Genomic DNA, 24,768 nt, shown 5'->3' with positions numbered 1-24,768 from the left:
GGCGGCCGCGCGCGAGGTGGCGGCCGAACTCCGCCGCCCCGAGCGCGGCTTCGGTGTCGCCGGTGATCCGTACATGGTCGAAGTCCACGACGGCGGCGATGCCCTTGACCGCCTCGGCCCCGCCCAGCAGCGCGGCGGCGTCCTCGGCCCGCCCGGCCGCGAGCGCGACGGCGGCGCAGGCGATGACCGCGATGCCGATGAGCTGCGCGTCGCCCGACTGCGCCGCCTGCTCCAGCCCGAGCGCCACCAGCCGCCGCGCCTCGGGAAGATCGCCTTCCTGTACGGACAGCAGGCCGCGGGAGGCGTTGACCGCCGAGACCATCTGGAGCGGCACCCCGCGCGCCCGCTCCATGATCTCCGCGGACCGCGCGAAGAGCTCGCGGGCGGTGGCCAGGTCGCCGTCCTGGCGGGCGAACTCGCCCCACGCGCCCACCACGCCCGCCTCGCCCACCTGGTCGCCGTTCTCCGTGACCAGCCGGACGACCTCGCGCAGCATCTCCTCCGCCTCCGCCCGGTGGCCCAGCTGGTTGAGCCCGAGCGCCAGCCTGGCCCGCATGTACGCGGTGTCGTCCTGGGCGCCCAGCTCGTCCATCACCCGCAGCGCCTCCCGCATGACGGCGATGCCCCGGGTGCTCTCGCCGCGCAGCAGGAGGACGTCCGACATGCCGGCCAGGGCGGTGCCGGCGCCCCAGCGGTCACCGGCCGCGCGGAAGCCGTCGAGCGCCGCCAGGTAGTCGCGCTCGCCCTCCTCGATGCGCCCGGCCGCGTAGTGGGCCAGCCCGCCGCACAGCTGCCCCGCGGCCACCACCCACGGGTCCGGGTGGCGGGCCATCTCCGCCATGAGCTGCTCGGCCTCCGGCTGGGTGGCGCCGAACATCACGAACATCGGCCCCACCATCGCCACCAGCGGGTGGTGCGGCGGCGGGCCCTTGAGCCTGCCGATCTCCGCCTGGGCCTCGCCCGCCTCCTCCCACGACAGCATCGTGCCGAGCCCGTTCAGCACGTACACGGCCAGGCCCAGGGCCCGCGCCGGTCCCGGCGCGCCGGGCGTGGCCTCCAGCACCTCGCGCGCCCTGAGCGCGCCCTCCAGCCGGTGGCCGCGCAGCCACCAGTACCAGCCCAGCGCCCCGACCAGCCGCAACGCCACCGCCGCCGCTCCCCCGCCGGACGCGGCGGCGCCGGCGCTGTCGGTGGCGGTGGCGGTCGCCCAGCGCAGGGCGGCCGTCAGGTTCTCGTGCTCCGCCGTCAGCTCGGCCAGCCGGTCGAGCTGCGCGCCGGTCCGCAGGCCCGGCTCGGCGGCCTCGGCCAGCTCCGTGAAGTGATGGGCGTGCCTGCGGCGCACGTCCTCCAGCTCGCCCGACTCGGCGAGGCGTTCGTGGGCGTACGCGCGGATCGTCTCCAGCATCCGATAGCGTCCGCCGTCGAACACCACGAGCGACTTGTCCACCAGCCGGGTGAGCGGCTCCAGCACGTCCCCGTACAGCCGCTCGATCGTCGCCAGCCCGGCGCCCCCGGCGAACACCGACAGCCTCCGCCCCAGCGCCCGCTCCTGCTCGTCCAGCAGGTTCCAGCTCCACTCCACCACCGCCCGCAGCGTCTGGTGGCGCGGCTGGGCCGTCCGGCTGCCGCTGCTGAGCAGCCGGAACTGGCCCACGCCGCCCAGCCGGGAGGCGATCTCCGAGGCGGACATCGACCGCAGCCGGGCGGCGGCCAGCTCGATCGCGAGCGGCATCCCGTCCAGCGCCCGGCAGATCGCCACGACCGCCTCGGTGTCCGCGCCCACCTCGTACCCGGGCCGCACGGCGGCGGCCCGTTCGGCGAACAGCCGCACGGCGGGGTACGCGCCGGCCTCGTCCGCGCCCGTCCCCGCCGGCGGCAGGCCCAGCGGCGGCAGCGTCCAGGTGACCTCGCCGGTGATGCCCAGCGGCTCCCGGCTCGTCGCCAGGATCCGCACCCCCGGGCAGTCGGCCAGCACCCGGTCCGCCACCCGGGCCGCCTGCTCCACCACGTGCTCGCAGTTGTCCAGCACGATCAGCAGCCGCTTGCCGCGCAGCGCCGCCACCAGCCGGTCCAGCGGCTCCGTCACGCCCAGCCCGGCCGCCTGCGGCAACGCGTCACGCACGTCCAGCGCGCTCGTGACGCTCTGCACCACGCCCGCCTCGTCCTGTACGGGCGCGAGCTCGGCCAGCCACACCCCGTCGGGCGGCCCCACGCTCCCGGCCACCTCCGTGGCCAGCCGCGTCTTCCCCGCCCCGCCTGGACCGATCAGCGTCACCAGCCGATGCCCGCCCACCAGCCCGGCGGTGTAGGCGAGATCCCGCTCCCGGCCCACGAAGCTCGTCAACCGCGCCCGCACGTTCCCCCGCTTGCCCCCCTCGTACTCGAACGCCCCCACCCCGCCGACCCGGGCCGATCCGCCCTCCCCCGCCCACACCCCCTCCGCACGGGCTGCGCCTCCTGGGCGGGGCGCACCACTGTGAGCAGCCGCCTCCTCCGCAGGGTGCGCGCCCTCGCCGGAGGGGTGTGGGCGGAGAGTGGGGCTGGAGGGGCTCAGGGCTGGAGGGGCCGGCTCGGTGCCGGGGGGACGGGCGGCTTTCGTTTGGAGGCTCTCGGGGTGGCGGGCTTCCGGGGCGGGGGGCTCTTCCGGGAGGTCCGGGATGCTCCCCCGGGTGTGCGTGGTTTCCGGGGTGGGGTGGGTGTCGCGGAGGAGGGTGAGGTGGAGGGAGGTGAGGGCGGGCGAGGGGTCGGCGCCGAGTTCGTCGCGGAAGGTGCGGCGGGCTTCCTCGTACGCGGCCAGGGCCTCGACGCGGCGGCCCGCGGCGTGGAGGGCGCGCATGCGCTGGGCGTGCAGGCGCTCGCGGAGGGGGTGGGCGGCGAGGAGGCCGGCGAGTTCGTCGAGCAGGCCGGCGGGCCGGCCGAGGAGCAGGTCGGCCTCGATACGGTCCTCGACGGCCGACAGGCGGCGGCTTTCCAGGTGGGCGGCGGGGCCGGCGGCGCAGCCGGGGAGGCCGGCGAGGACGGGGCCGCGCCACAGGGCGAGGGCTTCGCGCAGGAGGGCGGCGGCGGTGCGGGGGTCGTCGGCGGCGAGGGCGGCGTGCCCTTGCCCGGCGAGGACGGTGAAGCGTCGCGCGTCCACCTGATCGGGATTCGCGATCAGCCGATACCCGGACGGATCGGCCACCACGAGCTGGCGTGCCCAGTTTTTTCCGAGCGCCGTGCGGAGCCTGGAGACGAGCGCCTGGAGGGCGTTGGCGACGGCGGCGGGTTCGCGGTCGTCCCAGATCCCGGCGACGAGGCGTTCGACTGGAACGGTCCGGCCGGCGTCGAGAACGAGCAGGCCAAGGAGGGTGCACAGGCGCCGTCCCGCGATGTCGACGAGCTCGCCGTCTCGCCGGACCTCGAGCGGGCCGAGGACGGCGAAGGTGATGCTGGTGTCCCGCTCCATCCCTCGATTGTGGCGGATTTCGGGCCCTCCACCGGCCACCGACCCTGGCGAAACGGTCGGCGCACCGCCGAGACGCGCGTAGCATCATCCGGCATGGGGCTGCGTAACAGGGCTGGACGCGTGCGACGCATCGCCGTCATGGTGACAGCGGTGGCGAGCGCGTTCGCTTTGTCCGGGTGCGCCACCGTCTTCGGAAGGTCCGAAGCCAGCGACATCGCGCGGATCAACGTCTCCGGGCCGGATCTTCGCGAGGGCAAGCCGCTGCCTCGCCAGCACTCCTGCAAGGGCACCGCGGGGAGCCCGGCGTTGCGCTGGTCGAGCCGTCCGCTGCCCGACGCGAAGTCGATCGCGATCGTGGTGGACTCCCACACCCAGGCCGAGCCTGCCGTGCACTGGGTGATCTACAACATCCCGGCGACCACGACCGAGCTGGGGCCGGGGGCCTCGGAGAGCCCGCCGGAGGGCTCGGGTCAGGCGGTGGTCACCGGAGGGAAGACGGGCTATCAGCCCCCGTGCGACGACAAGGGCAGCTACCGTTTCAGTGTCTACACACTGAGCGGGAAGGTGGAGTCCGAGAAGGACGCTCCGCTTTCCACGATCTTGAAGGAGATCGCGGACAAGACCATTGCCCGCGGACAGCTCACGGCGGTCGACATTGAGTGACAGCCCGGAAGCAGTCGGTAGTACTGGTTACCAATTCTTCACTTAGGGTGTGACAACGCTCGTCGTAGTCCGCCAGAATCAGATCCAATTGTTAGGCGCTGGTGATCAAAGGGGGCAGATCGCGTCGATGGCCGCGCGATCTCACCGGTGCCACAGGGAGGCCATGGCTTTGAGGGTGGTGCAATGACCGCGGTTATCGTGAGCTTGGTCGCTGTCGTGCTCCTCGTGCTCGTCGTCGTGGCACTGGGCATGCGTTCCATGAACCGGCGGGAGAGCTCTCTCCCTCCCGAACGGCTGAAGGAGATGGCCGAGAAGGAGGAGAAGACGCACGCGCGGTCGACGGACGAGTTCGCCGCGCACGAGCCGCGGATGAGCAAGTTCAGCCCAGATTTCAGCCCGATCGACGAGCCGAAGCCCAAACCGGTGCGTACGGGGCAGCGTGGCAAGCGTGGCGTCGACGAGTGGGGCAACCCGCACTCCGACGACGAGGACGAGGAGTTCTGGGCCAACATCCGCAGCGACGCGGAGGAGGGCGGCTTCGGCGCGGGCGGCACGGTCGCGGCGCGCAAGGGCGCCTCCCGGCCGGTCGAGCGCGAGCGTCCCGCCGCCGACCGTCCTGCCGAGCGTCCCGCTGCCGCCGACCGTCCTACTGACCGGCCCGCTGACCGGCCCGCCGCCGAGCGGCCCGCCGGGCGCCCGGAGCGTCCTTCGCGCCGGGCCAAGCGCGAGCCCGTCGCCGCCGACCCCAACGCCGCCACCGTGCAGGCGCCGCTGCCGCAGCGGCCCGCCAAGGCCCCGGCTCCGGCCGCCGCCGCTTCGGGCCTGGCCGACCTGGTCGAGCCGGTGCAGCGGCCCGCCCGCTCCAGCGCCGACCTGGCCGACCAGCGCACGATGACGTTCGCGGCGCCGACGGCCGACGTGCTGTCCATCCTCGGCGCCGGCGCCCAGCCGGTGCCGCCCGCCCGCCCCGAGCCGACCGGCTCCTACCCGGGCAGCGGCTCCTTCCCCGCGGCGGGCTCCCCGTCGAGCGGCTCCTTCCCGGCCGCGGCCTCGCCGTCAAGCGGTTCGTTCCCCGCCACGAGCGCCGCCTCCACGGGCGCCTTCACCGCCGTGCCCGCCTCCCCCATCCACGGCGCCCCGACCAGCGACCCGTTCCCGGCCTACAACGGCGGCTCCGCCCAGGGCTCCACCGGCCCGCTCGACTCCCCGTGGCCCGCCCCTCCCGGCGCCTCCTCCGGCATCTCCTCCCCAGGCACCACGTCCGGCTCTTGGGCGGCCTCTCCCGACATCCTCGACGACCCGGGTCCCGCCTCCACCCCGAGCGGCTCCTGGCCGGCCTTCGAGCCGCAGCAGCCGGCCTACCCCGCCTCCTACGAGGTGCGCGCCGGGTGGGCGGTGGCCGACGACTCCGACGCGCTGACCGGCCCGTCGCCCGTCACCGGCACCCCGACGGCGCCCGCCCGCGCGGTGTCGGCCTACGACGACGTGCTGTCTGCGCCGCCCCCGGCGCAGGTCCCCGGGCAGTCCTACGCGTACGAGACGGGCGACTTCACCAGCCCCGCGATGACCCAGCCGGGTCAGGCCGCGTGGCCGGAGCCGCCGGCGCCGGCCGCCGGGTGGCCCGGCTACGGCGCGCCCGAGCCGGGCGGCAGGCCCGCCCCGCGCCCGCGGCCGACTCCCGAGCAGGAGTTCCCCGACTACTACCGCTGACGTCCGGCGGCCGAGATCCCCGTCCTGGTTCCCAGGGCGGGGATCTCGCGCGTCCGGCCGGACTGTCCCGCCAGGGACGGCCGGACCGTACGTCGGGGACGGCAGGACCGTCCGTCGGGGACGGCAGGACCGTCCGTCGGGGACGGCAGGACCGTCCGTCGGGGAGCGGCGGACTGTCCCGTCAGGGAGCGGTTCCTCCCGGGCTCGAAGGCCGAGGGTTCGTGGCCCTTCGGTAAAACCCGGGGTGCACGTCTCACGCGCGGCCCCAGCGGCATTAGGGTTTTCGCATGTTCCGCGTCACGAAGAGTAGCGTCATGGCCACGCTCCGATACGACGTGCCCGCCTCGCTCGTGGTGTTCCTGGTCGCCGTGCCCCTTTCGCTGGGGATCGCGATGGCCTCGGGCGCCCCGTTCGCCGCCGGGCTGATCGCGGCCGTGGTCGGGGGGATCGTGGCCGGGGCGCTCGGCGGCTCGGCCGTGCAGGTGAGCGGCCCGGCGGCGGGCCTGTCGCTGGTGGTGGCGGACCTGGTCCAAACCTACGGCTGGCGGGCCACCTGCATGATCACCTTGCTGGCGGGGGCGGTGCAGCTCGTGCTGGGGGTGTTCCGGGCGGCGCGGGCGGCGCTGGCGGTGTCGCCCGCGGTGATCCACGGCATGCTCGCGGGCGTCGGCGTGGTCATCGCGCTCGCGCAGCTCCACGTCGTGCTGGGCGGCAGCCCCCAGTATTCGGCGATGGCGAACCTGGTGGAGCTGCCCGGCCAGCTCGCGGAGCTGCACGGCCACAAGATCGCGGTCGGCCTGCTCATGATCACCGTGCTGGCGGTGTGGAGCAGGCTGCCGAAGCCGGTCAAGGCGGTGCCGGCGCCGCTGGCCGCGCTGGTGATCGCCTCGCTGAGCGCGTGGGCGTTCGGCTGGGACGTGACGCGCATCGACCTGTCCGGCACGTTCACCGAGTGGTCGTTCCCGGTGCTGCCACAGGGCGACTGGCACGTGATCGTGGCGGCCGTGCTGCTTCTGGCGCTGCTGGCCGGGGTGGAGTCGCTGCTGTGCTCGGTGGCGGTCGACAGCATGCACAAGGGCCCGCGCGGCGACCTGGACCAGGAGCTGACCGGTCAGGGCGTGGCCAACATGGTGGCGGGCGCGCTGGGCGGCCTGCCGCTCGCGGGCGTGATCGTGCGCAGCACCACGAACGTGAAGGCGGGCGCGCGCAGCCGGATGTCGACGATCCTGCACGGCGTGTGGGTGCTGCTGTTCGCGCTGGGCTTCGGCTGGGCGATCCAGCTGATCCCGATGGAGGCGCTGGCGGCGCTGCTGGTGTTCATCGGCGTGCAGATGGTCAACCTGGGGCACGTGCGCAAGGTGCACGGCCACGGCGAGGTCCCGGTCTACATGGTGACGATGGCCGGTGTGGTGGTGCTGGGGCTGGCCGAGGGGGTGCTGTTCGGGCTGGCGCTGGCGGCGCTGCTGGCGCTGCGGCGGCTGACGTGGGTGACGGTCAGGACGCGGCAGGAGGCCGGCGGGCGGCACCACGCGACGATCTCGGGCTCGCTGACGTTCCTCGGGGTGCCGAGGCTCACCCAGGAGCTGCGCGCCATCCCCGCCGGGGCGTCGGTGGACCTCGACCTCAACATCGACTTCATGGACAACGCGGCGTTCGAGGCGATCCACTCCTGGCGGCTGGACCACGAGAGGTCGGGCGGCACCGTCGACATCGACGAGCTGCACGACGAGTGGTACACGCTGGCGGCCAGCGGCGCCCGCATGTACCCGGCCAAGACGCCGGCGCGCCCGCCGGACCGGTCGTGGCTGCCGTGGTCGCACCGGGGCCGCCGCAAGCCGCACCGGATGCTGCCGCTGCACCCGGCCGACTGCCAGCTCACGGTGGGGGCGCGGGAATATCACCGGCGTACGGCGCCGCTGGTGCGGCCGATCCTCAGCGAGCTGGCCGGCAAGCAGCAGCAGCCGACGCACCTGTTCATCACGTGCGCCGACTCGCGGATCATGCCGAGCCTGATCACGTCGAGCGGCCCCGGCGACCTGTTCACCGTGCGCAACATCGGCAACCTGGTGCCGCGCCGGGGCGCCGAGCCGAACGACGACTCGGTGAGCGCGGCGATCGAGTACGCGACGCAGGTGCTGGGCGTGCACACCATCACGGTGTGCGGGCATTCGGGCTGCGGGGCGATGGCCGGGCTGCTGAGCGGCGGGGTGAAGGCGGGCAGCCTGCCGGGGATGCGGCGCTGGCTGCGGCACGGCAACCACAGTCTGGCCAGGTTCATCGAGACGGAGGGCGACCGGCTCGACGGCGGCGCGCTGGACGTGCTGTGCCGGGTGAACGTCCAGCAGCAGCTGGAGAACCTGCGCACCTACCGCAAGGTGGACGAGCAGGTCAGGGCGGGGCGGCTGAAGCTGGTGGGCCTCTACTTCGACATCGGCTCGGCGCGGGTGCACATCCTGCCGCCGGCGCCGTCGTCGCTCACGGTCAAGAGCTGAATCACGTCATTCACGCGCGGGCCGGGTAGTAGGCGGCCCACGCCTCGTCGCCCATGCGCAGCATGCGCACGCCGATCCAGCCGAGTGGGACGACCGGCACGGTCCAGAAGATCACGGTGAGGGGCCCGTACGAGACCGTGAAGGAGCCCACGTAGCCGGCGGCGACCAGCGCCGGCGCCCACCAGCCGACGAACCCCGCCCGCCAGACCGCGGCGACGAGCACGGGCAGACCGAGGAAGCCGAGGAACATCCACGGCAGCTGGAAGCCGAACGTGACGCCCGGCAGGCCGAGCATCTCGTCGAGGATGCGCTGCGCCTCCTCTGGCGGGTGGCGCTGGCCCAGCCACCATTCCACCGGGTCGCTGAGCAGCAGCCCGGACAGCGACAGGTAGCCGATCACCGTGCTCGCGCCCGCGACGTGGCCGAGCGCGACGGCCTTGCGCCGGGTGAGGTGGACCAGCCCGAACGCGGCCACGGCCATGAGCATCCAGCTCCAGTGGTAGAGCACGGACTGGGTCTGGGCGAGGGCCGGGTTGTCGCCGAAGCTGACCGCCTCGCGGTCGTCGCCCCACGTGCCGGGGTCGACGACGACAGCCACGGCCTGGAGCAGCGGCGCGACGATCAGCAGCAGGCCCGCCGAGACGCGCCTGAAGGTCACTTGGTCGTTGAGCATGCCGCGAACGTTAGGCAGCGCGGGCGCAGGCGGTCGTCAGCCTGCGGGCGGATCGCCCCTCACCCGGGCGGCGGAGCGTTCACACGGCGGTGTAGCGGTCGCGGGCCTGGCCCTGGAGGTGGCCCGGGGGGAGCCTGCGGCCGTAGGCGAGCAGCAGGAGGTCCTGGGCGGCGCCGCTGAGCGGGGTGCCGGCGCCGAAGGACCAGTCGAGGTCGGTGGCGCGCAGCTCGACGCCGGCCAGGTCGGCGCCGAAGAACCTGGTGGTCCTGGGGGTGACCTGGCCGAGGAGCACGCGCAGGCGCTCCTCGGGGACGGCGCGTTCCAGGCCGAGGGCGACGGTGATGTCGAGGCCGTGGACCACGTCGTGCCCGAGCGCCGCGGCCACGCCGCCGACGGGCGGCTTCCACGGGTGGTGCGCGTTGTCCCTGAGCGCCGCCGCGAGCTGTGCGGTGGACAGGGCGGCGGCGTCCTTGCGGGCGCACCGGTCGGTCATCCGGTTCAGGTTGCCTCCGGCCTTGACGAGCTCCAGCGCCATCCTGGGCAGCGGGTAGCGGAAGCCGAGCGACATGTGGGCCGCGACCTCGCGCACCCGCCATCCGGCGCACAGCGTGGGCTCGTCCCACTGTCCGGGCGAGAGGCCGTCCAGCATGTCCGCCAGCTCCCGGCGTTCGGCCGCGATGGCCGCCCTGATGTCCATAGGTCCGTTCCCCCTGGTTGTCGACTCCTAACGAGATTACTGTAATAATTGGATTATGAGAATGACAAGGGCGGAGACGAAGGAGCGCAACCGGCGCGCCCTGCTCGACGCCGCGCGCCGGATCGTCGCCAGGGACGGCCACCGCGCCAAGCTGGAGGAGATCGCCGAGCAGGCCGGGCTCACCACCGGGGCCGTCTACTCGCTGTTCGGCAGCAAGAACGGCCTGCTGGTCGCGCTGGCCACCGACTACCTCGACCCCGAGTACGAGGACCTGGCCCGCGCCTTCCCGCCCGACCTGGATCTCGCCGGGACGGTCGACGCCTTCGCCCGCCACCACCGCCGCCTGTGCGACGACCCCGAGGCGCGGCAGCGGCTCTCGTTCGAGCTCAGCCTCCAGGATCTCGGGCTGCGCGAGCCCGCCCTGCGCCCCAAGCTCGCCGAGGCCGTACGCCTCCAGGAGGAGCGCCTGGTGGCGCTGCTGGCCGGCAGGACGCACGACGGCGCCCGGATCACCGAGCGGCAGGCGCGGCGCCTGAAGACGGCGCTGAGGGGGCTGCTGACGGGTCTGAGCCAGGGCGTCGTGCTCGGCCTGGCCGACACGGCCCCGGAGCCGTACTTCGCCGCCGCCGCCCGCGCCCTGCTCACCCCGGAGGTCCTGGGCCCGCCGTGAGCTCAGCCCTCGTAGCCGTCGTAGTCGCCCCAGCCGCCGGCCTCCATCAGCTCCCGCCAGGTGGGCCAGCGCTGCCCGGTCGCCTGGCGGACGAGCTCGCCGGGCATGGTGTACGGCGGCGCCTTCTGCGGCTTGGCGGCCGCCTGGCCCACGATCGCGTCGTGGAGCACTGCCGCAGCGTGCAGCCGGGGCAGCACGGCGTGGATCCGGTCGGCGTAGCCCGGCGGCAGGGCCGGCCCGTCGGGCCCGAGATCGTACCCGGACCCGGCAGAGACCAGCGCGATCTCCGGCCGCTTGCGCGCGGCGAGCTGCGGGTGCAGGTGCAGGGCGATCGCGTCCCAGACGACCTCGACCCGCTCCGGCGCGACGCCCTGCTCGGCGAGGAACCCGGCGGCCAGGTCGGCGCCGTCGAGGTCGAAGCGCTGGTCGCCGTCGCCGCGCTCGCTCAGCCCGGCGTCGTGCAGCACGCAGCCGAGCAGCAGCAGCTCGTCGTCGTAGTCCTGGCCGGGCCGCAGCCCCTGCTGCTCGCCGAGGAAGCGCCCGTAGAGGTAGGCGCGCATGCAGTGGTTGAAGATCGGGCGCGCCACCAGGTCTCGGGCGAAGCGGACGGCGTTCAGCGTCAGCCCGGTCCAGGGGAAGGTCAGGTTCCCGTACGTGTCGAGCACGTCAGCCTCCTTGGGGGTCGGTGCGCCGGATGTGCCGGAGCACGAGCAGGCCGCCGATGCCGGGGACCGCGGCGCGCCAGCGGGTGGCGGTCGAGGCCACGGCGGGCGACAGGATGGTGGTCACCAGGACGGTGAGGTAGGCCGAGCCGTGCAGCGGGCCGCCGAGCGACGTGATCGCGTCGTGGTGCACGGTGAAGACGTTGGTGAGGAGAACCACCAGGCTGACGGCCTCGACGGCGGCGGCGATCCGGAGCGCGAGCAGCACGGTCACGCACCTCCGCCGGCGCCGGGGCGCACGATCATCATGACGACGACGGCGGCCCACAGCAGGTTGTAGACGTCGGCGAGCATGGACAGCGGGCGCAGCCGGTCGCGGTCGCCGGGAGTGGCGAGCGCGTCGCGCTGGCGGGGGTAGATCTGCAGGGCCAGCAGGATGCCCGCGGCGGCGGTGAGGATCATCGAGAGCGTGATCCAGATCTCGCCGCTGCGTCCCTGGGCGAAGGCGAGCACCAGCCCGGCGGCGGGCACCACGAGGCCCAGGAGGCTGTAGCCGCGGGTGATGCGGTGCAGCGCGACGGCCACGGCACGGCTGCGATCCTCCGGCGGCGGCGCCGGCGAGCCCGCGCCCACCGCCACGGGCACGGCGACCGGCACGTAGCGGGGGAACAGGCTGGTGGCGACCGCCGAGCCGCCGATGAACACGATGGCGGCCAGCACGTGCACGGACAGCAGGAAATCTTCCATGAGTTCTCCTCAGGGACCTTCAGGTTGCCTGAAACTTAGCAGACAACCTTCAGGGTCCCTGAAGGAGGGCCCGGAGTGGTGGAGGGGAGGCCCTGAAGGAGGGGCCGGAATGGCGGAGGGACAGTGCTGCCGGCGGAGGCGCCGGAGGTCAGGCCAGGCCGGAGAACGCGGCGCGTACGGCGTCGCCCACCTGCCGCTGGATCGGGTCGGCCGCGGGCCCGAACATCCGCTCGTCGACCTCCTGCACCGCCGCCCGCGCCGCCCGCAGCAGGCGGGCGCCGTCGGCGGTGAGCTCGATGGCGGAGGCGGACCCGGCGCGGGCCGTCGTGTCGCGCACCAGCCCGGCCCCGGCCAGCGCCTTGACCGCCCCGTGGACGCTCTGGACGGTGATGCCGGACATCCGGGCCAGGTCGCTGAACGACACCCCGGGCATGGCGGAGATGTGGCCGAGCAGCCCGAGCCTGCTGACGGTGAGGTCGAGCGGCGCGAGGGCGGCGTTGAGCTCGGTCTCGATCCGCCGCGCCAGGGTGAGCACCACGATGGAGGTGCTGGTCACGGGAGTCGCGGGGCGGGAGTCGTTCTCGGTGCTCACCCGTCCAGTCTCCCGCACCCCGCCCGCGACACCGGACGGCGGGAGACGAGCCGGCCTGTAGGCCGGGTTCTGTCCTCCGGCCCCGTGACCGGGGACGGAGGGGCGACCATCCATCTAGGGCCGCCGTTGCCGGCGGCCTCAAGCGGTCTACCCGCGCGCCTCGGGCGGGCAGCCCTCGAACGGCGCGCGCGGGCCGCTCCGGAGAGCGACCCTTCTTGACCTTGCTCCAGGTGGGGTTTACCGAGCCGCCCACGTCACCGTGGGCGCTGGTGGTCTCTTACACCACCGTTTCACCCTTACCGCCCGGAAAACCGGGAGGCGGTTTGCTTTCTGTGGCACTGTCCCGCGGGTCACCCCGGGTCGGCGTTACCGACCACCCTGCCCTGTGGAGCCCGGACCTTCCTCGGCGGGCCCGTGCGGGCCCGACGCGGCCGCCCGGCCGGCTCGTCTGTGGGTGAGGCTATCAGCTACAAGCCAACCGCAAGCAAATAGCAAGATCGAGGCGATGGGATGGGACCCGTCACCGCCTGAGGGGGGCGGAGGCACCGGTGGTCGTGCCGGGTGTTCTGGCGGCGCCCGGCACGACCGGAACCGGTCAGCGCAGGTGGGACGTGTCGTTGAACGACTTCACCACGGCCTGGCCGTCGAGGTAGTGCTCGATGAGCGACAGGCAGGCCACGTCCAGGTGCATGCGGTAGAGGGCCGCGGGGGGCGCCGTGAGGGCCAGGCGCAGCAGGGTCTTGATCGGCGTCACGTGGGAGACCACCAGGACGGTACGGCCCTCGTAGGTCTCCATGAGCCGCCGCTGGGCGCGCTCGACGCGGTCGGCCACGGCGGTGAAGCTCTCGCCGCCGGGCGGCGGGGTGGCGGGGTCGGCGAGCCAGGCGGTGAGCTCGTCCGGCCAGCGGCGCCCCACCTCGGTGAACGTCAGCCCCTCCCAGGCGCCGAAGTCGACCTCCCGCAGGTCGTCGTCCACCTCGACGCTCAGGCCGGTGCGCCCGGCCACGGCCTCGGCCGTCTGGCGGGCGCGAGTGAGCGGGGAGCTCACGACGGCGTCGAGCCGGTACGGGTCGCGGGAGAGCCGGGCGGCGGCCGCCTCGGCCTGGGCGTGGCCGTTGGGCGTGAGCTCGGCGTCGCCGAGGCCGGAGAAGCGGCGCTCCACCGACAGCGGGGTCTCGCCGTGCCGGAGCAGGAGCAGGGAGGTGGCCACGCGGGTGGGCGGGGCCCAGCCGGTGCCCGGCGTGCTCTCCTGGGCGGCCACGGAGGCGGCGGGGGCGGACAGGTCGAGCAGGTCGGTCTGCTCCACCAGCGGCGGGCGGTGGTCGCCGGTCGCCGGTGGGGCCGTGGCGCCCGCGGTGGAGCCGCCCGCGGACCAGGCCAGGCCCTTGGCGGCGGCGTCCATGGCCTCGTTGGCCAGCCGGTCGGCGTGGGCGTTGTGGGCGCGCGGGATCCACGTCCACTCGGTGATCCGCAGCCGCCGGGCCAGCTTGCCCGCCTCGAGCGCCAGCGGGCGCAGGCCCTCGTTCTTGATCTTCCAGCGGCCGGCCATCTGCTCGATGACGAGCTTGGAGTCCATCCGGACCGCTACCCGCGCCCCGTCGCCGGCCAGCGACAGCACGGTCCGCAGGCCGGCGATGAGGCCCCGGTACTCGGCCACGTTGTTGGTCGTGACGCCGATCGCCTCGGCCGCCTCGGCCAGCACCTGGCCGTCGGCGGCGTCCTTGACGACGGCGCCGTAACCGGCGGGGCCCGGGTTGCCGCGCGAGCCGCCGTCGGCCTCGATGAGGTAGGAGGTCACAGGCCCGACTCTGGGGTGCGGACGAGGATCCGGCGGCACTCGTCGCAGCGCAGCACCTCGTCGTGCGGGGCGGACTTGATGCGGTTCATCTCGGCGATGGACAGCGCCACCTTGCACCCCTGGCAGCGGCCGCCGTGCAGCATGGCGGCGCCGACGCCGTACTGGGCCTTGAGCTTGTCGTAGAGGGCCAGCAGGTCGGCGGGGATCTCGCCGGAGAGGGCGTCGCGGCGGCCCTGCACCTCGTCGGTCTCCTTGCCGATGTCGCCGAGCGCGGCGTCGCGGCCGGCCTCGGCGGCGGTCAGGCCGGCGGCCACCTCGTCACGCTGGGCCACCAGGTCGCGGACGCGGGCGTCGGCGGCCTCGCGGCGCTCCATGATCTCCAGCACGACCTCCTCCAGGTCGCTCTGGCGGCGCTGCAGCGAGGCGATCTCCGACTGCAGGCTCGCCAGGTCGCGCGGGGAGGTGACGGCGCCGGAGTCGAGGCGCTTCTGGTCGCGGTCGGCGCGGGCGCGGACGGTGTCGACGTCGCTCTCGGCCTTGGCCTGCTCGCGCGCCAGGTCGCCCGCCTCGGTCTCGGCCTCGATCACCTCGGTGGCGAGCTTGGCGAACCGCTTGGACCGCTCGTCGATCTCGGCCAGCTCCGGCAGGGTGCGGCGGCGGTGGGCCAGCCGGTCGAGCTGGGAGTCGAGCGCGGCCAGATCGAGAAGTCTCTTCTGGGCCTCGGGGGCTGCTTTCATGATCAATATCCTCGTGTCCAAGCATCGGTGACCGCGGCGGAGACGCGCGTCTCAACGTTAACGCCACCGGCGGCCAGGATGGACGCGGCGCCGTCGAGCCACGGCCATTCGGTGGCCCAGTGGGCGGCGTCGATCAGCGCGGGCCCGCCCGCCTCCATGAACTCGCTGGCGGGGTGGTGGCGGAGGTCGGCGGTGAGGAACACGTCCGCCCCGGCGGCGCGCGCGTCGGCCAGCAGCGAGTCGCCCGCTCCCCCGCTGACGGCGACCCGCGAGACGGGGCGGCTCACGTCGCCGGCGACGCGGATGCCCCACGAGGTGGCGGGCAGCCCGGCGGCGGCGCGGGCGGCGAAGTCGCCGAGCGTGGTCTCCTCCGGCAGGTCGCCGACGCGGCCGAGCCCGCACGCGGGGTCGTCGGGCAGCGGCCGCAGCGGCGTCAGGCCGCCGGTGAGGCCAACGGCGCGGGCCAGCGCGTCGGAGACGCCCGGGTTGGCCACGTCGGCGTTGGTATGGGCGGTGTAGAGGGCGATGTCGTGCTTGATCAGGGTGTGGATCAGCCGGCCCTTGGGGGTGGTCGCGGCGACGCTGGTGGTGCCGCGCAGATAGAGGGGGTGGTGGGTGACGATCAGGTCGGCGCCCCACTCCAGCGCCTCGTCGGCGACGGCGGCGACCGGGTCGACCGCGAACAGCACCCGCCCCACCGGCTGGGCGGGATCGCCGCAGACCAGGCCCACGGCGTCCCAGGACTCGGCCCGGGCGGGCGGGTAGGCCGCCTCGAGCACGTCGATCACGTCAGTCAGCGTCACAGCAGCCACCTGGGAAGACTATCGGGATCTACGGCCGGACGAGGAGCGCGGGGCTGGGCGCGGCATCCCTTCGGGCGTAATGTAAGTGGATCCTGACTCGGGCGGAGGGCGCATGACACCGAAGGTCGCGATCATCGGGGCGGGGTTCGGCGGGCTGTGCATGGCGATCCGGCTGGAGAAGGCCGGGATCGGCTCCTACACGGTGTTCGAGAAGGCGGGCGCGCTCGGCGGCACGTGGCGCGACAACAGCTATCCGGGGGCGGGCTGCGACATCCCGTCGCACCTGTACTCGTACTCGTTCGAGAAGTACGCGAGCTGGACCCGCAGATACCCGGAACAGCCCGAGATCCTGGCCTACTTAGAACACTGCGCCGACAAGTACGACGTCAGGCGGAAAATCAGGTTCAACGCCGAGGTCACCGACGCCGCCTTCGACGGCTCCCGCTGGCAGGTCACCGCCGGCGGCGAGAGCGAGGCGTTCGACGTCGTCGTGATGAGCGTCGGCCAGCTCAACCGCCCCCGGCTGCCCGAGATCCCCGGCATGGACGACTTCGAGGGCGCCGCCTTCCACTCCGCCCGCTGGGACCACGGCCACGACCTGACCGGCAGGCGGGTCGCGGTGATCGGCAGCGGCTCGTCGGCGGCGCAGCTCATCCCCCGGGTGGCCGAGCGCGCCGAGCGGCTGACCGTGTTCCAGCGCACGCCCAACTGGGTGATCCCCAAGCCCGACGCCGAGTTCGGCACGGCGGCCAGGCTGGCGTTCCGGTTCGTGCCGGGGCTCCAGCGCGCCTACCGGGAGTGGATCTTCCGCTACGCCGAGGCCGCACTCTACCCCGCGCTCGCCGGCGGCTGGAGCCGCGACCTGCTGCGCAAGCGGGCCCTGGGCCATCTACGTGACCAGGTGCCCGACCCGGAGCTGCGCGCCAAGCTCACGCCCGATCACCCGCCCGGCTGCAAGCGGGTGATCATCGACAGCGCGTTCTACCCGGCGCTGTGCCGCGCCGGCGTGGACGTGGTGACCGACCCGATCTCCCGCATCACGCCCAAGGGCGTCGAGACGGCCACCACCGCGTACGAGGCCGACACGATCGTCTACGCGACCGGTTTCCGCGCCACCGAGTTCCTGGCGCCGATCCGGGTGACGGGCCGGGCCGGGCGCGACCTGGCCGAGCAGTGGGCCGGCGGCCCGGAGGCGTACCTGGGCATCTCGGTGCCGCACTTCCCGAACCTGTTCCTGCTGTACGGGCCCCACACGAACCTGGGGCACAACTCGATCGTGTTCATGCTCGAATGCCAGGTGGCGCACGTCATGGCGTGCCTGCCGCACCTGTCGGGCGGGCGGCGGCTGGAGGTGCGGCCGGAGGCGATGGCGGCCTGGCGCGCCCAGCTCGACGCGGCGATGGCCCGCATGGTGTGGAGTGATGGCTGCCGGAGCTGGTACAAGAACGCCGAGGGCCGCGTCACCAACAACTGGCCGGGTCCGGCACCGCTCTACCGCCGCCTGACGGCCCGGCCGCCGCGCCCGGCCTACCGGCAGGTGTGAGCGTCCAACGCGCGCCGCGATTTCCGTACGATGCCACATGGCACCGGCATGGCCGGGGCGGTAGCGTCCCTCGCATGACGACCTCCCTGCATCAGCGCGCGCTCGTCGCGGACACCCACAACGACCTGCTCATGGCCGTCTCGGCGCGCCCGCCGGAGCGGTGGGCGGACTTCTTCCGCGAGCGCTGGCTGCCGCAGCTCGTCGCGGGCGGCGTGAACCTCCAGGTGCTGCCCGTCTTCATCGACGACCAGTACCGGCCGGAGGGCGCGCTGCGCCAGACGCTGCGCATGATCGAGTGCGCCCACGTGATCGCCGAGGGCAACCCGGAGCACGTCCGGCTCTGCCGTGACGCGGCGGAGATCGACGCCGCGCTCGACGCCGGCCTGATCGCCCTCGTGCTGGCGCTGGAGAGCATGCCGGGCCTGGACGCGAGCGTGGAGCTGATCTCCACGGTGCGCCGGCTGGGCGTGCGGGTGGCCTCGATCGCGCACTGGGGCCGCACCCCGCTGGCCGACGGCAGCGGCGAGGACGCCACCGGCAGCGGGCTCACCTCGCACGGCGTGGCGGCGCTGCGCGAGATGGAGCGGCTCGGCGTCGTCTTCGACGTCTCCCACCTGGGCGCCTCCGGCGTCGCGCACGTGCTGGAGCTGACCACCAAGCCGCTCATCGCGACGCACTCCTCGGCCCGCGCGCTGCGCGACCACCACCGCAACCTCACCGACGAGCAGCTGCGCGCCGTGGCGGCCACGGGCGGCGTGGTGTGCGTGAACTTCTTCGCGCCGTTCCTCACCGAGCGCGAGCACGAGGCGACCCTCGACCACCTGCTCGACCACATCGAGCACGTCGCCTCGGTGGCCGGGATCGACCACGTCGGCCTGGGCCCCGACTTCATCCGCGAGGTGATGGACGACCTGACCCCGCCCTGCTGCGAGGACCTGCAGCTCAGGGGCGTCGACACGCGGGCGGCCATCCCCGGTCTGGAGGGGCCGTCGGGGCTGCCGATGGTCACCGAGGGCCTGCTCGGGCGCGGCGTGCCGGAGAAGGACGTGCTGAAGATCCTCGGCGGCAACGTGCACCGGCTCTTCGCCGAGCTGCTCGTGTGACAGGCGGGCGCGAGCACGGGTACGACCAGGGTGTGACCAGTGAGGGTGTGACCGACCTGACCGGCGAGGACCTGGCGGCCGGGGCCGCCGCGCGGAGCGGGGTGGCGATCCGCGAGCTGCACGCGATGGCCGAGTTCCGGCAGGCGCTGCGGCTGTTCGACGACATCTGGCATCCCGACCCGGGCAACGTTCCGGTGCCGCTGGAGCTGATGATCGCCTTCGCGCACGCGGGCGGCTACGTGGCGGGCGCCTACGAGGACGACGTGCTCGTGGGCGCGTCGGTCGGTTTCCTGGCGGCCGGCCGCGCCCTGCACTCGCACGTCACCGGCGCGCTGGTCGGGCGCGGCGTCGGCTACGCGCTCAAGCTGCACCAGCGCGCCTGGTGCCTGCGGCGCGGGCTGGACCGCATCACCTGGACGTTCGATCCGCTGGTGCGCAGGAACGCCCGGTTCAACCTGGCCAAGCTGGGCGCGCGGCCCGAGGCGTACCTGGAGAGCTTCTACGGCGCGATGGCCGACGCGATCAACGAGGGCGACGACTCCGACCGGCTGCTGGCGGTGTGGCACCTGACCGGGCCGCCGGGCGGCGGCCGGGCCGCGCCCGGGGCGGCGCGGCTGCTGGACGCGGTGGGCGAGCGGCCGGTCGTCACCGACGCGGACGGGCCGGTGGTGCTGGTGGCCACGCCGGACGACGTGGAGACGCTGCGCCGCGCCGACCCGGGCGCGGCCCGGGAGTGGCGGCTGGCGACGCGCCGGGTGCTCGGCGGGCTGCTCGCCGGGGGCGCCCGCGTCACCGGGTTCACCGACGACGGGGATTACGTGGTCGAGCGGGGGTAACAAGCTGTCGAAAGCCGCGTAAAGCGCGGCGATCAGGACTGCAGCAAGGAGCTCCGCATGACGGACTTCACCCCCACCGTGCCCACGCGGGTCCTGCCTCCCGTCACCGTCCGCGACCTTCCCGAACCGCCCCGCTCGACCTGGCGCGTCATCGGCCCCGGACTGGTCGGCGCCGGGGTCGGGCTGGCCTCCGGCGAGTTCATCCTCTGGCCGTACATCGCCTCCCAGGTCGGCCTGATCTTCCTGTGGGGGGCGGCGATCGGCATCATCACGCAGTGGTTCCTCAACATGGAGATCGAGCGCTACACGCTGGCCACCGGCGAGACGGCGCTCACCGGGTTCAGCCGGATGTGGCGGCACTGGGGCCTGGTGTTCGTGCTCATGACGCTCTGCGCGAACCTGTGGCCCGGCTGGGTCACCACGTCGGCGACAATGGTGACGTACCTGACCGGCACCGGCGCGGAGAGCGTGCGCTGGATCGCGGTCGGCATGCTGGCGGTGATCGCGCTCGGGCTGACGCTCGCGCCGGTGATCTACACCGCGCTGGAGCGGGTGATCTTCGTGAAGATCGCCCTGGTCGTCACGCTGATCGTCGTCGCGATCCTGTTCGCGATCAACGCCGAGAGCTGGGTCGAGCTCGGCCGCGGCCTGACGGTGAACGCCGGGTTCCCCGCCGACGACCTGGGGTTCGCGCTGGTGATGGGCGCCATCGCCTACGCCGGCGCGGGCGGCGGCCAGAACCTGTGCCAGAGCAACTGGATCCGCGACAAGGGCTTCGGCATGGGCGCGTACGTGCCCCGCCTGGTCAGCCCGGTCACCGGGCAGGAGGAGGCGGCCTCGTCCACCGGCTACCAGTTCGCGCCGACGAAGGCGAACCTGGAGCGCTGGCGGCAGTGGTGGCGCTTCGCCAACGTGGAGCAGGGCGCCACGTTCGCGCTGGTGTCGTTCCTGACGATCGCGTTCATGTCGATGCTGGCCTACTCGACGGTGTTCGGCCGGGAGGGGCTGGCCAACAGCATCGACTTCCTGCGGATCGAGGGCCAGGTGCTGCAGGAGGTCGTCGGGCCCTGGTTCGGCGTGCTGTTCTGGCTGATCGGCGCGCTGGCGCTGTTCGCCTCGGCGATGGGCATCGTCGACTACACCTCGCGGCTGGCCTCCGACACGATCAAGACCGTCTACCTGCGCGAGCGGGCCGTGTCGGTGAACCGCGTCTACTTCTACGTCGTGTGGGCGATGGCGCTGGCCGGCGCCGCGATCCTGCTCCTGGGCTTCGACCAGCCGCTCATCCTGCTGGTGGTGTCGGGCAGCGTCGCGGCCGTGATGATGTTCGTCTACTCGATCCTGCTCATCGTGCTGAACCGGGGCGCGCTGCCCGACGCCATCAAGGTGCGCTCCTACCGGCTCGGCGCGCTGGTCTGGTCGGTGGCCTTCTTCGGCGGGCTGACCGTGCTGACGCTGATCGAGCAGGGACGCAAGCTGTTCGGCGGCTGACGCGGAAGCGATCCTTCCGCCATCGGCGGCAGACTGGTCGGCATGCTGGAAACCTCGGCCCGCCTGCTCAAGCTGCTGTCGCTGCTCCAGGCGCACAGGGAGTGGACCGGCCCCGAGCTGTCACGGCGGCTCGGGGTCTCCACCAGGACCATCCGCAACGACGTGGAGCGGCTGCGCACGCTCGGCTACCCGGTGCACGCCACCCCGGGCGTGTCCGGCGGCTACCGGCTCGGCGCGGGCGCCGCGCTGCCCCCGCTGCTGCTCGACGACGAGGAGGCGGTGGCCGTGGCCGTCGGGCTCGGCCGGGCGGCGGGCGGCGGCGTCGAGGGCATCGAGGAGTCGTCGGTGCGGGCGCTGGCCAAGCTGGAGCAGGTGCTGCCGTCGCGGCTGCGGCACCGGGTCAGCGCGCTGAACTCCTACACCGTGCAGATCCCCGGCGCCGCCCCGTCGGTGCCGCCCGGCGTGCTGACCACGATCGCGAACGCGGCCCGCGACCGCGAACGGCTCCGCTTCGGCTACACCGGGCACGACGGCGCCGAGAGCGAGCGCGACGCGGAGCCGTACCGGCTGGTGCACCGCCGGGGCCGCTGGTACCTGCTCGGCTACGACGTGGGCCGCGACGGCTGGCGGACCTACCGGGTGGACCGGCTCACGCCGCGCACGCCGGGCGGGCCCCGGTTCACGCCGCGCGAGCTGCCGGAGGACGGCGACGTGGCCGCGTTCGTGGAACGGGCCGTCAGCACGGCGATGTGGCGCCACCGGGGCACGGTGCTGGTGCACGCCCCCGCCGAGCGGGTGCGGGAGCTGGGCGCGACCGCCGGGCTGGACGTGGAGCCGGTCGACGACGCCTCTTGCCTGCTCCGGCTGGGCGGCGACGACCTGACGGGGATGGCCGTCTGGGTGGGCTTCCTCGGCCTGGACTTCGAGGTGCTCGACCCCCCGGAGCTGGCGGAGGTCGTACGGGAGCTGTCAGAGCGCTACCGGCGCGCGGTCAGCGGGCGGTAGGACGGCGGTCAGCCCCCGCGCGCATCGTGAGGTCATGACAATCACGCAGATCGCGGGCGGCAGGGGCGACTTCCAGACCGTGCACCACCTGACCGTCGGCGGTTCCCAGGAGGAGATCGGCAGGCGGCTCACCGAGGAGGCGCGGCGGCTCGGCTGGCAGCCGCAGCGGATCGACCCGGTGGTGAGCCGGGCCCGCCGCACCTGGTTCGAGCGGCACTGGCCGCAGCATCACGCCCGCATGGACGGCGCGGCGCAGGCGCTCGGCCTCGACCCCGAGCAGGACGAGCTGGCGCTGGACGGCCTGAGCGTGATCCCGGGCGGGTCGGGCTGCTCGGCGCTGTGGTGCCCGCCGTCGGCGGCCCCCGACGGGCACGGCAGGGCGGGCCGCAACTACGACTTCTTCACGCTGACGACCAGCGAGTTCATGGGCCGGGACAGCACACCAGGCGAGCTGCCGATCGCCTCGCGCCCGTACGTGATCACCACGGTGCCGGACGAGGGCCTGGCCTCGACCGTGATCACGATGAACGAGCTGGACGGCTGCATGGACGGCATCAACGAGGCCGGGCTGGCGGTGATGCTGCTCATCGCCGACATCGAGCACACGACGCCGCCGGAGACGGCCGACCCGCAGGTCGGGCTCGGCAGCGTGCAGCTCCCCCGGTTCCTCGTCGACACCTGCGAGAACGTCGAGCAGGCCAAGCAGGCGCTGCTCGGCGCCAAGCACTACGACCACGGCGCCCCGCTGCACTACCTGGTCGCCGACGCGCGCGGCGGCGCGTTCGTGTGGGAGCGCGGCCGGGACGGCACCGAGCACGTCATCGAGGTCGGCGACGGGCCGCTGTGCGTCACCAACCACCTGCTGCACCGCAACCCCGACCCGATGAACCTGCCGCAGGACGGCGAGGCGAGCTTCGGCACGTACGGCAGGCTGCGCACGCTGTACGAGCGGAGCAAGGGCGTGCTCATGTCGCCGGACGACCTGCGCGCGAGCCTGGCCTCGGTGGCCGTGCCTGCGGGCACGGAGGGGCCCTGGCGCACGATCTGGACCACCGTGTTCGACACGCACGACCGCACCCTGTCGACCCGCTTCTACCTGGGCGACGAGGCCGGCTACAGTGAGGAGCTGGTGTTCACTCCCCGTCCAGGTAGGACTGCCTGACCTTCGAGCGTGACAGCTTGCCCGTGGGCGTGCGCGGCAGGCTGTCGCGGTAGGCGATCACCTTCGGGTGCTTGAACCTGGCGATGCGCGGGCCGCAGTGCTCCAGCAGCTCGGCGGTGAGCCCGGGGCCCGGCGTGACCCCTTCGGCGGGCTCGACGAGGGCGACCACGTTGTGGCCCCACTCCTCGTCGGGGACGCCGATGACGGCCACGTCGGCCACCGCCGGATGCTCCAGCAGCGCGGCCTCGATCTCGGCCGGGTAGATGTTGACCCCGCCCGACACGATGAGGTCGGTCCGCCGGTCGCACAGGAAGAGGAAGCCGTCCTTGTCCAGGTAGCCGATGTCGCCCGGGGTGTACCAGTCGCCGCGCATGCTGGCGGCGGTCTTGGCCGGGTCCTTGCGGTACTCGAACGAGCCGAGGCTCGACTTGACGTAGACGAGCCCGGGCTCGCCGGGCGGCAGCTCGTTCCCGTCGTCGTCGAGGACGCGCGCCTCGAACGTGGGCGCGGGCCTGCCGACGGTGCCGGGCCTGGCCAGCCAGTCGTGCGGCTTGACGGCGAAGGCGATCGCCGACTCGGTGGAGCCGTAGTACTCGTAGAGCACCGGCCCCCACCAGTCCATGATCTGCTGCTTGACCGCGACGGGGCAGGCGGCGGCGGTGTGGATGACCTGCTGGAGGCTGGACACGTCGTAGCGGTCGCGGACCTCCTGCGGCAGTTGCAGCATCCGGTGGAACATCGTGGGCACCATCATCGCGTTCGTCACCCGGTGCCGCCCGATCAGCTCCAGCACGGTCTCCGGCCCGAACTTCGGCGCGATCACCACCGTGTGCCCGAGGTGCAGCGCGAACTGCGTGTGGGCGCACGGCGCGGAGTGGTACATCGGCGAGGTCACCAGGTGGACGCCGTCGCCCGGCCGCAGGTCGACGACCTCGCCGAGGAACCACGTGTAGAGCGGCACGACGGCCTCGGGCTCGGCGCCGGGCAGGGGGCGCTGCACGCCCTTGGGGAAGCCGGTGGTGCCGGAGGTGTACCACATGACCGCCCCGGCCGCCCGCTCGCCGGGCGCGCCCGAGGGCTGCCCTGCGGCCAGCCCCGCCGTCCCCTCCTCCGCCGTCACGACCAGCCTGGCGTCGCAGTCCCCGACGATGTACGCGATCTCCGCCTCGGTCAGATGCCAGTTGACCGGCACGTAGTAGAGGCCGATCTGCCCGGTCGCCATCAGCATGACGACGGCGTCCAGGCCGTTGGGCAGCACGCCCGCCACCACGTCGCCGCCGCCGAGGCCGCGCTCGCGCAGCCCGTGGGACACCTGGTTGACCAGGGCGAGCAGCTCCCCGTAGGTGGTGCGGGCGCCGTCGGGGCCGATGACGGCGAGCCGGCCGGGGTCGGCCTGGGCGATGGCGTAGAAGCCGGGCAGGGCGCTGACGTCCATCACAGCTCCAGCAGGCGGGCGAGCCTGGCCCGGTGCTCGCGCGGCGGCCCCAGCAGCACCTCGTCCGTCTTGGCGCGCTTGTAGTACAGGTGCGCGTCGTGCTCCCAGGTGTAGCCGATGCCGCCGTGCAGCAGCAGGTGGTCGCGGGCCACCTCGAAGCAGGCGCGGCCCACGTACGCCTGGGCGAGCGCGGCGGCCTCCGGCAGCTCGCCGGGCGACTCGTCGGCGGCCCAGGCGGCGTAGCGGACGATCGACTCGGCCTGCTCCAGCTTGCCGTGCATGTCGGCGAGCTTGTGCTTGACGCCCTGGTAGGAGCCGATGTAGCGGCCGAAGGCGACCCGCGCCTTGGCGTAGGCGACGATGGCGTCGAGCGCGGCGCGCATCACGCCGAGCTGCTCGGCGGCCAGCGCGACGGCCAGCCGGTCGGCGACGCCGGCGGCGTCCGGGAGGGGGCCGAGCACCCGGGCGGCGGCCGCCGTGAGCTCGACGCGGGCCTGGCCGCGC

At 73.6% G+C, this 24,768-nt stretch carries 22 protein-coding genes and 1 other RNA gene; 10 read left to right on the top strand and 13 right to left on the bottom strand.

Going from position 1 to position 24,768, the window contains the following annotated elements:
- Positions 1–3,445: AfsR/SARP family transcriptional regulator (locus KME80_RS42485; protein WP_219517186.1), on the bottom strand; the 3,445-nt coding region annotated here is incomplete at its 3' end.
- A gap of 93 nt (positions 3,446–3,538) precedes the next feature.
- Between KME80_RS42485 and KME80_RS42480 the strand changes: the two genes are divergently transcribed.
- The 3 genes from KME80_RS42480 (at position 3,539) to KME80_RS42470 (ending at position 8,310) form a co-directional block, all read left to right on the top strand.
- Positions 3,539–4,108 carry a YbhB/YbcL family Raf kinase inhibitor-like protein gene (locus KME80_RS42480; protein WP_219517185.1) on the top strand — a complete coding sequence of 190 codons (570 nt, stop codon included), beginning with the start codon at positions 3,539–3,541 and terminating at the stop codon, positions 4,106–4,108.
- 183 nt (positions 4,109–4,291) lie between these two features.
- Complete coding sequence (locus tag KME80_RS42475) at positions 4,292–5,818, top strand: hypothetical protein (RefSeq protein ID WP_219517184.1); 1,527 nt, start codon at positions 4,292–4,294, stop codon at positions 5,816–5,818.
- 314 nt (positions 5,819–6,132) lie between these two features.
- Positions 6,133–8,310, top strand: coding sequence for a SulP family inorganic anion transporter (locus KME80_RS42470; protein WP_246646675.1), 2,178 nt, complete (start codon positions 6,133–6,135; stop codon positions 8,308–8,310).
- Positions 8,311–8,320: 10 nt separating this feature from the next.
- Here KME80_RS42470 and KME80_RS42465 read toward each other — a convergent pair whose 3' ends face one another.
- Together KME80_RS42465 and KME80_RS42460 are read right to left on the bottom strand one after the other, a co-directional pair.
- Complete coding sequence (locus tag KME80_RS42465) at positions 8,321–8,983, bottom strand: hypothetical protein (protein WP_219517182.1); 663 nt, start codon at positions 8,981–8,983, stop codon at positions 8,321–8,323.
- A 79-nt stretch (positions 8,984–9,062) separates the two neighbouring features.
- Positions 9,063–9,680: a maleylpyruvate isomerase family mycothiol-dependent enzyme gene (locus tag KME80_RS42460; RefSeq protein ID WP_219517181.1), complete on the bottom strand. Its 618-nt coding sequence runs from the start codon at positions 9,678–9,680 to the stop codon at positions 9,063–9,065.
- Between the two features lie 55 nt (positions 9,681–9,735).
- On the opposite strand from KME80_RS42460, the gene KME80_RS42455 reads away from it, so the two are divergent.
- The gene (locus KME80_RS42455; protein ID WP_246646674.1) at positions 9,736–10,350 is read left to right on the top strand and encodes a TetR/AcrR family transcriptional regulator; all 615 of its coding nucleotides are present in this window, start codon (positions 9,736–9,738) and stop codon (positions 10,348–10,350) included.
- A 2-nt stretch (positions 10,351–10,352) separates the two neighbouring features.
- Here KME80_RS42455 and KME80_RS42450 read toward each other — a convergent pair whose 3' ends face one another.
- From KME80_RS42450 to KME80_RS42415, 8 genes are all read right to left on the bottom strand, one after another.
- Complete coding sequence (locus tag KME80_RS42450) at positions 10,353–11,015, bottom strand: HD domain-containing protein (protein WP_308126157.1); 663 nt, start codon at positions 11,013–11,015, stop codon at positions 10,353–10,355.
- Position 11,016: 1 nt separating this feature from the next.
- Positions 11,017–11,280, bottom strand: a complete 264-nt coding sequence (locus tag KME80_RS42445; protein WP_308126156.1) for a hypothetical protein — start codon at positions 11,278–11,280, stop codon at positions 11,017–11,019.
- Positions 11,281–11,282: 2 nt separating this feature from the next.
- Complete coding sequence (locus KME80_RS42440; protein ID WP_219517179.1) at positions 11,283–11,759, bottom strand: hypothetical protein; 477 nt, start codon at positions 11,757–11,759, stop codon at positions 11,283–11,285.
- Positions 11,760–11,907: 148 nt separating this feature from the next.
- Positions 11,908–12,351 (bottom strand): MarR family winged helix-turn-helix transcriptional regulator, encoded by a 444-nt coding sequence (locus KME80_RS42435; protein WP_219517177.1) that lies wholly within the window; start codon positions 12,349–12,351, stop codon positions 11,908–11,910.
- Positions 12,352–12,393: 42 nt separating this feature from the next.
- An RNA gene (rnpB, locus tag KME80_RS42430) (RNase P RNA component class A) lies at positions 12,394–12,798 on the bottom strand.
- A gap of 148 nt (positions 12,799–12,946) precedes the next feature.
- Positions 12,947–14,149, bottom strand: coding sequence for a bifunctional RNase H/acid phosphatase (locus tag KME80_RS42425; RefSeq protein WP_219517175.1), 1,203 nt, complete (start codon positions 14,147–14,149; stop codon positions 12,947–12,949).
- A complete protein-coding gene (locus tag KME80_RS42420) occupies positions 14,146–14,886 on the bottom strand; it encodes a zinc ribbon domain-containing protein (protein WP_219517174.1) in 741 nt (246 codons plus the stop codon). The genes KME80_RS42425 and KME80_RS42420 overlap by 4 nt, the downstream gene beginning before the upstream one ends.
- 2 nt (positions 14,887–14,888) lie before the next feature.
- Positions 14,889–15,689: a Nif3-like dinuclear metal center hexameric protein gene (locus tag KME80_RS42415; protein ID WP_219517172.1), complete on the bottom strand. Its 801-nt coding sequence runs from the start codon at positions 15,687–15,689 to the stop codon at positions 14,889–14,891.
- 112 nt (positions 15,690–15,801) lie between these two features.
- Here KME80_RS42415 and KME80_RS42410 point away from each other — a divergent pair, with 112 nt between their 5' ends.
- From KME80_RS42410 to KME80_RS42385, 6 genes are all read left to right on the top strand, one after another.
- Positions 15,802–17,232, top strand: a complete 1,431-nt coding sequence (locus KME80_RS42410; RefSeq protein ID WP_219517170.1) for a flavin-containing monooxygenase — start codon at positions 15,802–15,804, stop codon at positions 17,230–17,232.
- A gap of 74 nt (positions 17,233–17,306) precedes the next feature.
- Positions 17,307–18,335 (top strand): dipeptidase, encoded by a 1,029-nt coding sequence (locus KME80_RS42405; protein WP_219517167.1) that lies wholly within the window; start codon positions 17,307–17,309, stop codon positions 18,333–18,335.
- A gap of 125 nt (positions 18,336–18,460) precedes the next feature.
- Positions 18,461–19,171 (top strand): GNAT family N-acetyltransferase, encoded by a 711-nt coding sequence (locus KME80_RS42400; protein WP_246646676.1) that lies wholly within the window; start codon positions 18,461–18,463, stop codon positions 19,169–19,171.
- Positions 19,172–19,228: 57 nt separating this feature from the next.
- Positions 19,229–20,662 (top strand): Nramp family divalent metal transporter, encoded by a 1,434-nt coding sequence (locus tag KME80_RS42395; protein WP_219517165.1) that lies wholly within the window; start codon positions 19,229–19,231, stop codon positions 20,660–20,662.
- Between the two features lie 42 nt (positions 20,663–20,704).
- Positions 20,705–21,667: a helix-turn-helix transcriptional regulator gene (locus tag KME80_RS42390; protein WP_219517163.1), complete on the top strand. Its 963-nt coding sequence runs from the start codon at positions 20,705–20,707 to the stop codon at positions 21,665–21,667.
- A 34-nt stretch (positions 21,668–21,701) separates the two neighbouring features.
- Positions 21,702–22,829 carry a C45 family autoproteolytic acyltransferase/hydrolase gene (locus KME80_RS42385; RefSeq protein WP_219517161.1) on the top strand — a complete coding sequence of 376 codons (1,128 nt, stop codon included), beginning with the start codon at positions 21,702–21,704 and terminating at the stop codon, positions 22,827–22,829.
- Here the strand turns inward: KME80_RS42385 and KME80_RS42380 are convergent.
- Both KME80_RS42380 and KME80_RS42375 read right to left on the bottom strand, forming a co-directional pair.
- Positions 22,801–24,264, bottom strand: a complete 1,464-nt coding sequence (locus KME80_RS42380; RefSeq protein WP_219517160.1) for an AMP-binding protein — start codon at positions 24,262–24,264, stop codon at positions 22,801–22,803. The two genes, KME80_RS42385 and KME80_RS42380, sit on opposite strands and share 29 nt — an antisense overlap.
- Positions 24,264–24,768: acyl-CoA dehydrogenase family protein (locus tag KME80_RS42375; RefSeq protein ID WP_281427454.1), on the bottom strand; the 505-nt coding region annotated here is incomplete at its 5' end. The genes KME80_RS42375 and KME80_RS42380, both read right to left, overlap by 1 nt.

The sequence above is a fragment of the Nonomuraea ceibae genome, assembly GCF_019396325.1.
Lineage (GTDB): Bacteria > Actinomycetota > Actinomycetes > Streptosporangiales > Streptosporangiaceae > Nonomuraea > Nonomuraea ceibae.
Note: the sequence above shows the minus strand (reverse complement) of the source record. Positions and strands in the feature narration are given on the sequence as shown.

Excerpts from the sequence above, each read along its gene's own strand:
- KME80_RS42480 (WP_219517185.1), top strand. The coding sequence starts at position 3,539 with ATGGGGCTGCGTAACAGGGCTGGACGCGTGCGACGCATCGCCGTCATG.
- KME80_RS42475 (WP_219517184.1), top strand. The coding sequence starts at position 4,292 with ATGACCGCGGTTATCGTGAGCTTGGTCGCTGTCGTGCTCCTCGTGCTC.
- KME80_RS42470 (WP_246646675.1), top strand. The coding sequence starts at position 6,133 with ATGGCCACGCTCCGATACGACGTGCCCGCCTCGCTCGTGGTGTTCCTG.
- KME80_RS42465 (WP_219517182.1), bottom strand. The coding sequence starts at position 8,983 with ATGCTCAACGACCAAGTGACCTTCAGGCGCGTCTCGGCGGGCCTGCTG.
- KME80_RS42460 (WP_219517181.1), bottom strand. The coding sequence starts at position 9,680 with ATGGACATCAGGGCGGCCATCGCGGCCGAACGCCGGGAGCTGGCGGAC.
- KME80_RS42455 (WP_246646674.1), top strand. The coding sequence starts at position 9,736 with ATGAGAATGACAAGGGCGGAGACGAAGGAGCGCAACCGGCGCGCCCTG.
- KME80_RS42440 (WP_219517179.1), bottom strand. The coding sequence starts at position 11,759 with ATGGAAGATTTCCTGCTGTCCGTGCACGTGCTGGCCGCCATCGTGTTC.
- KME80_RS42420 (WP_219517174.1), bottom strand. The coding sequence starts at position 14,886 with ATGAAAGCAGCCCCCGAGGCCCAGAAGAGACTTCTCGATCTGGCCGCG.
- KME80_RS42410 (WP_219517170.1), top strand. The coding sequence starts at position 15,802 with ATGACACCGAAGGTCGCGATCATCGGGGCGGGGTTCGGCGGGCTGTGC.
- KME80_RS42405 (WP_219517167.1), top strand. The coding sequence starts at position 17,307 with ATGACGACCTCCCTGCATCAGCGCGCGCTCGTCGCGGACACCCACAAC.
- KME80_RS42400 (WP_246646676.1), top strand. The coding sequence starts at position 18,461 with ATGGCCGAGTTCCGGCAGGCGCTGCGGCTGTTCGACGACATCTGGCAT.
- KME80_RS42395 (WP_219517165.1), top strand. The coding sequence starts at position 19,229 with ATGACGGACTTCACCCCCACCGTGCCCACGCGGGTCCTGCCTCCCGTC.
- KME80_RS42390 (WP_219517163.1), top strand. The coding sequence starts at position 20,705 with ATGCTGGAAACCTCGGCCCGCCTGCTCAAGCTGCTGTCGCTGCTCCAG.
- KME80_RS42385 (WP_219517161.1), top strand. The coding sequence starts at position 21,702 with ATGACAATCACGCAGATCGCGGGCGGCAGGGGCGACTTCCAGACCGTG.
- KME80_RS42380 (WP_219517160.1), bottom strand. The coding sequence starts at position 24,264 with ATGGACGTCAGCGCCCTGCCCGGCTTCTACGCCATCGCCCAGGCCGAC.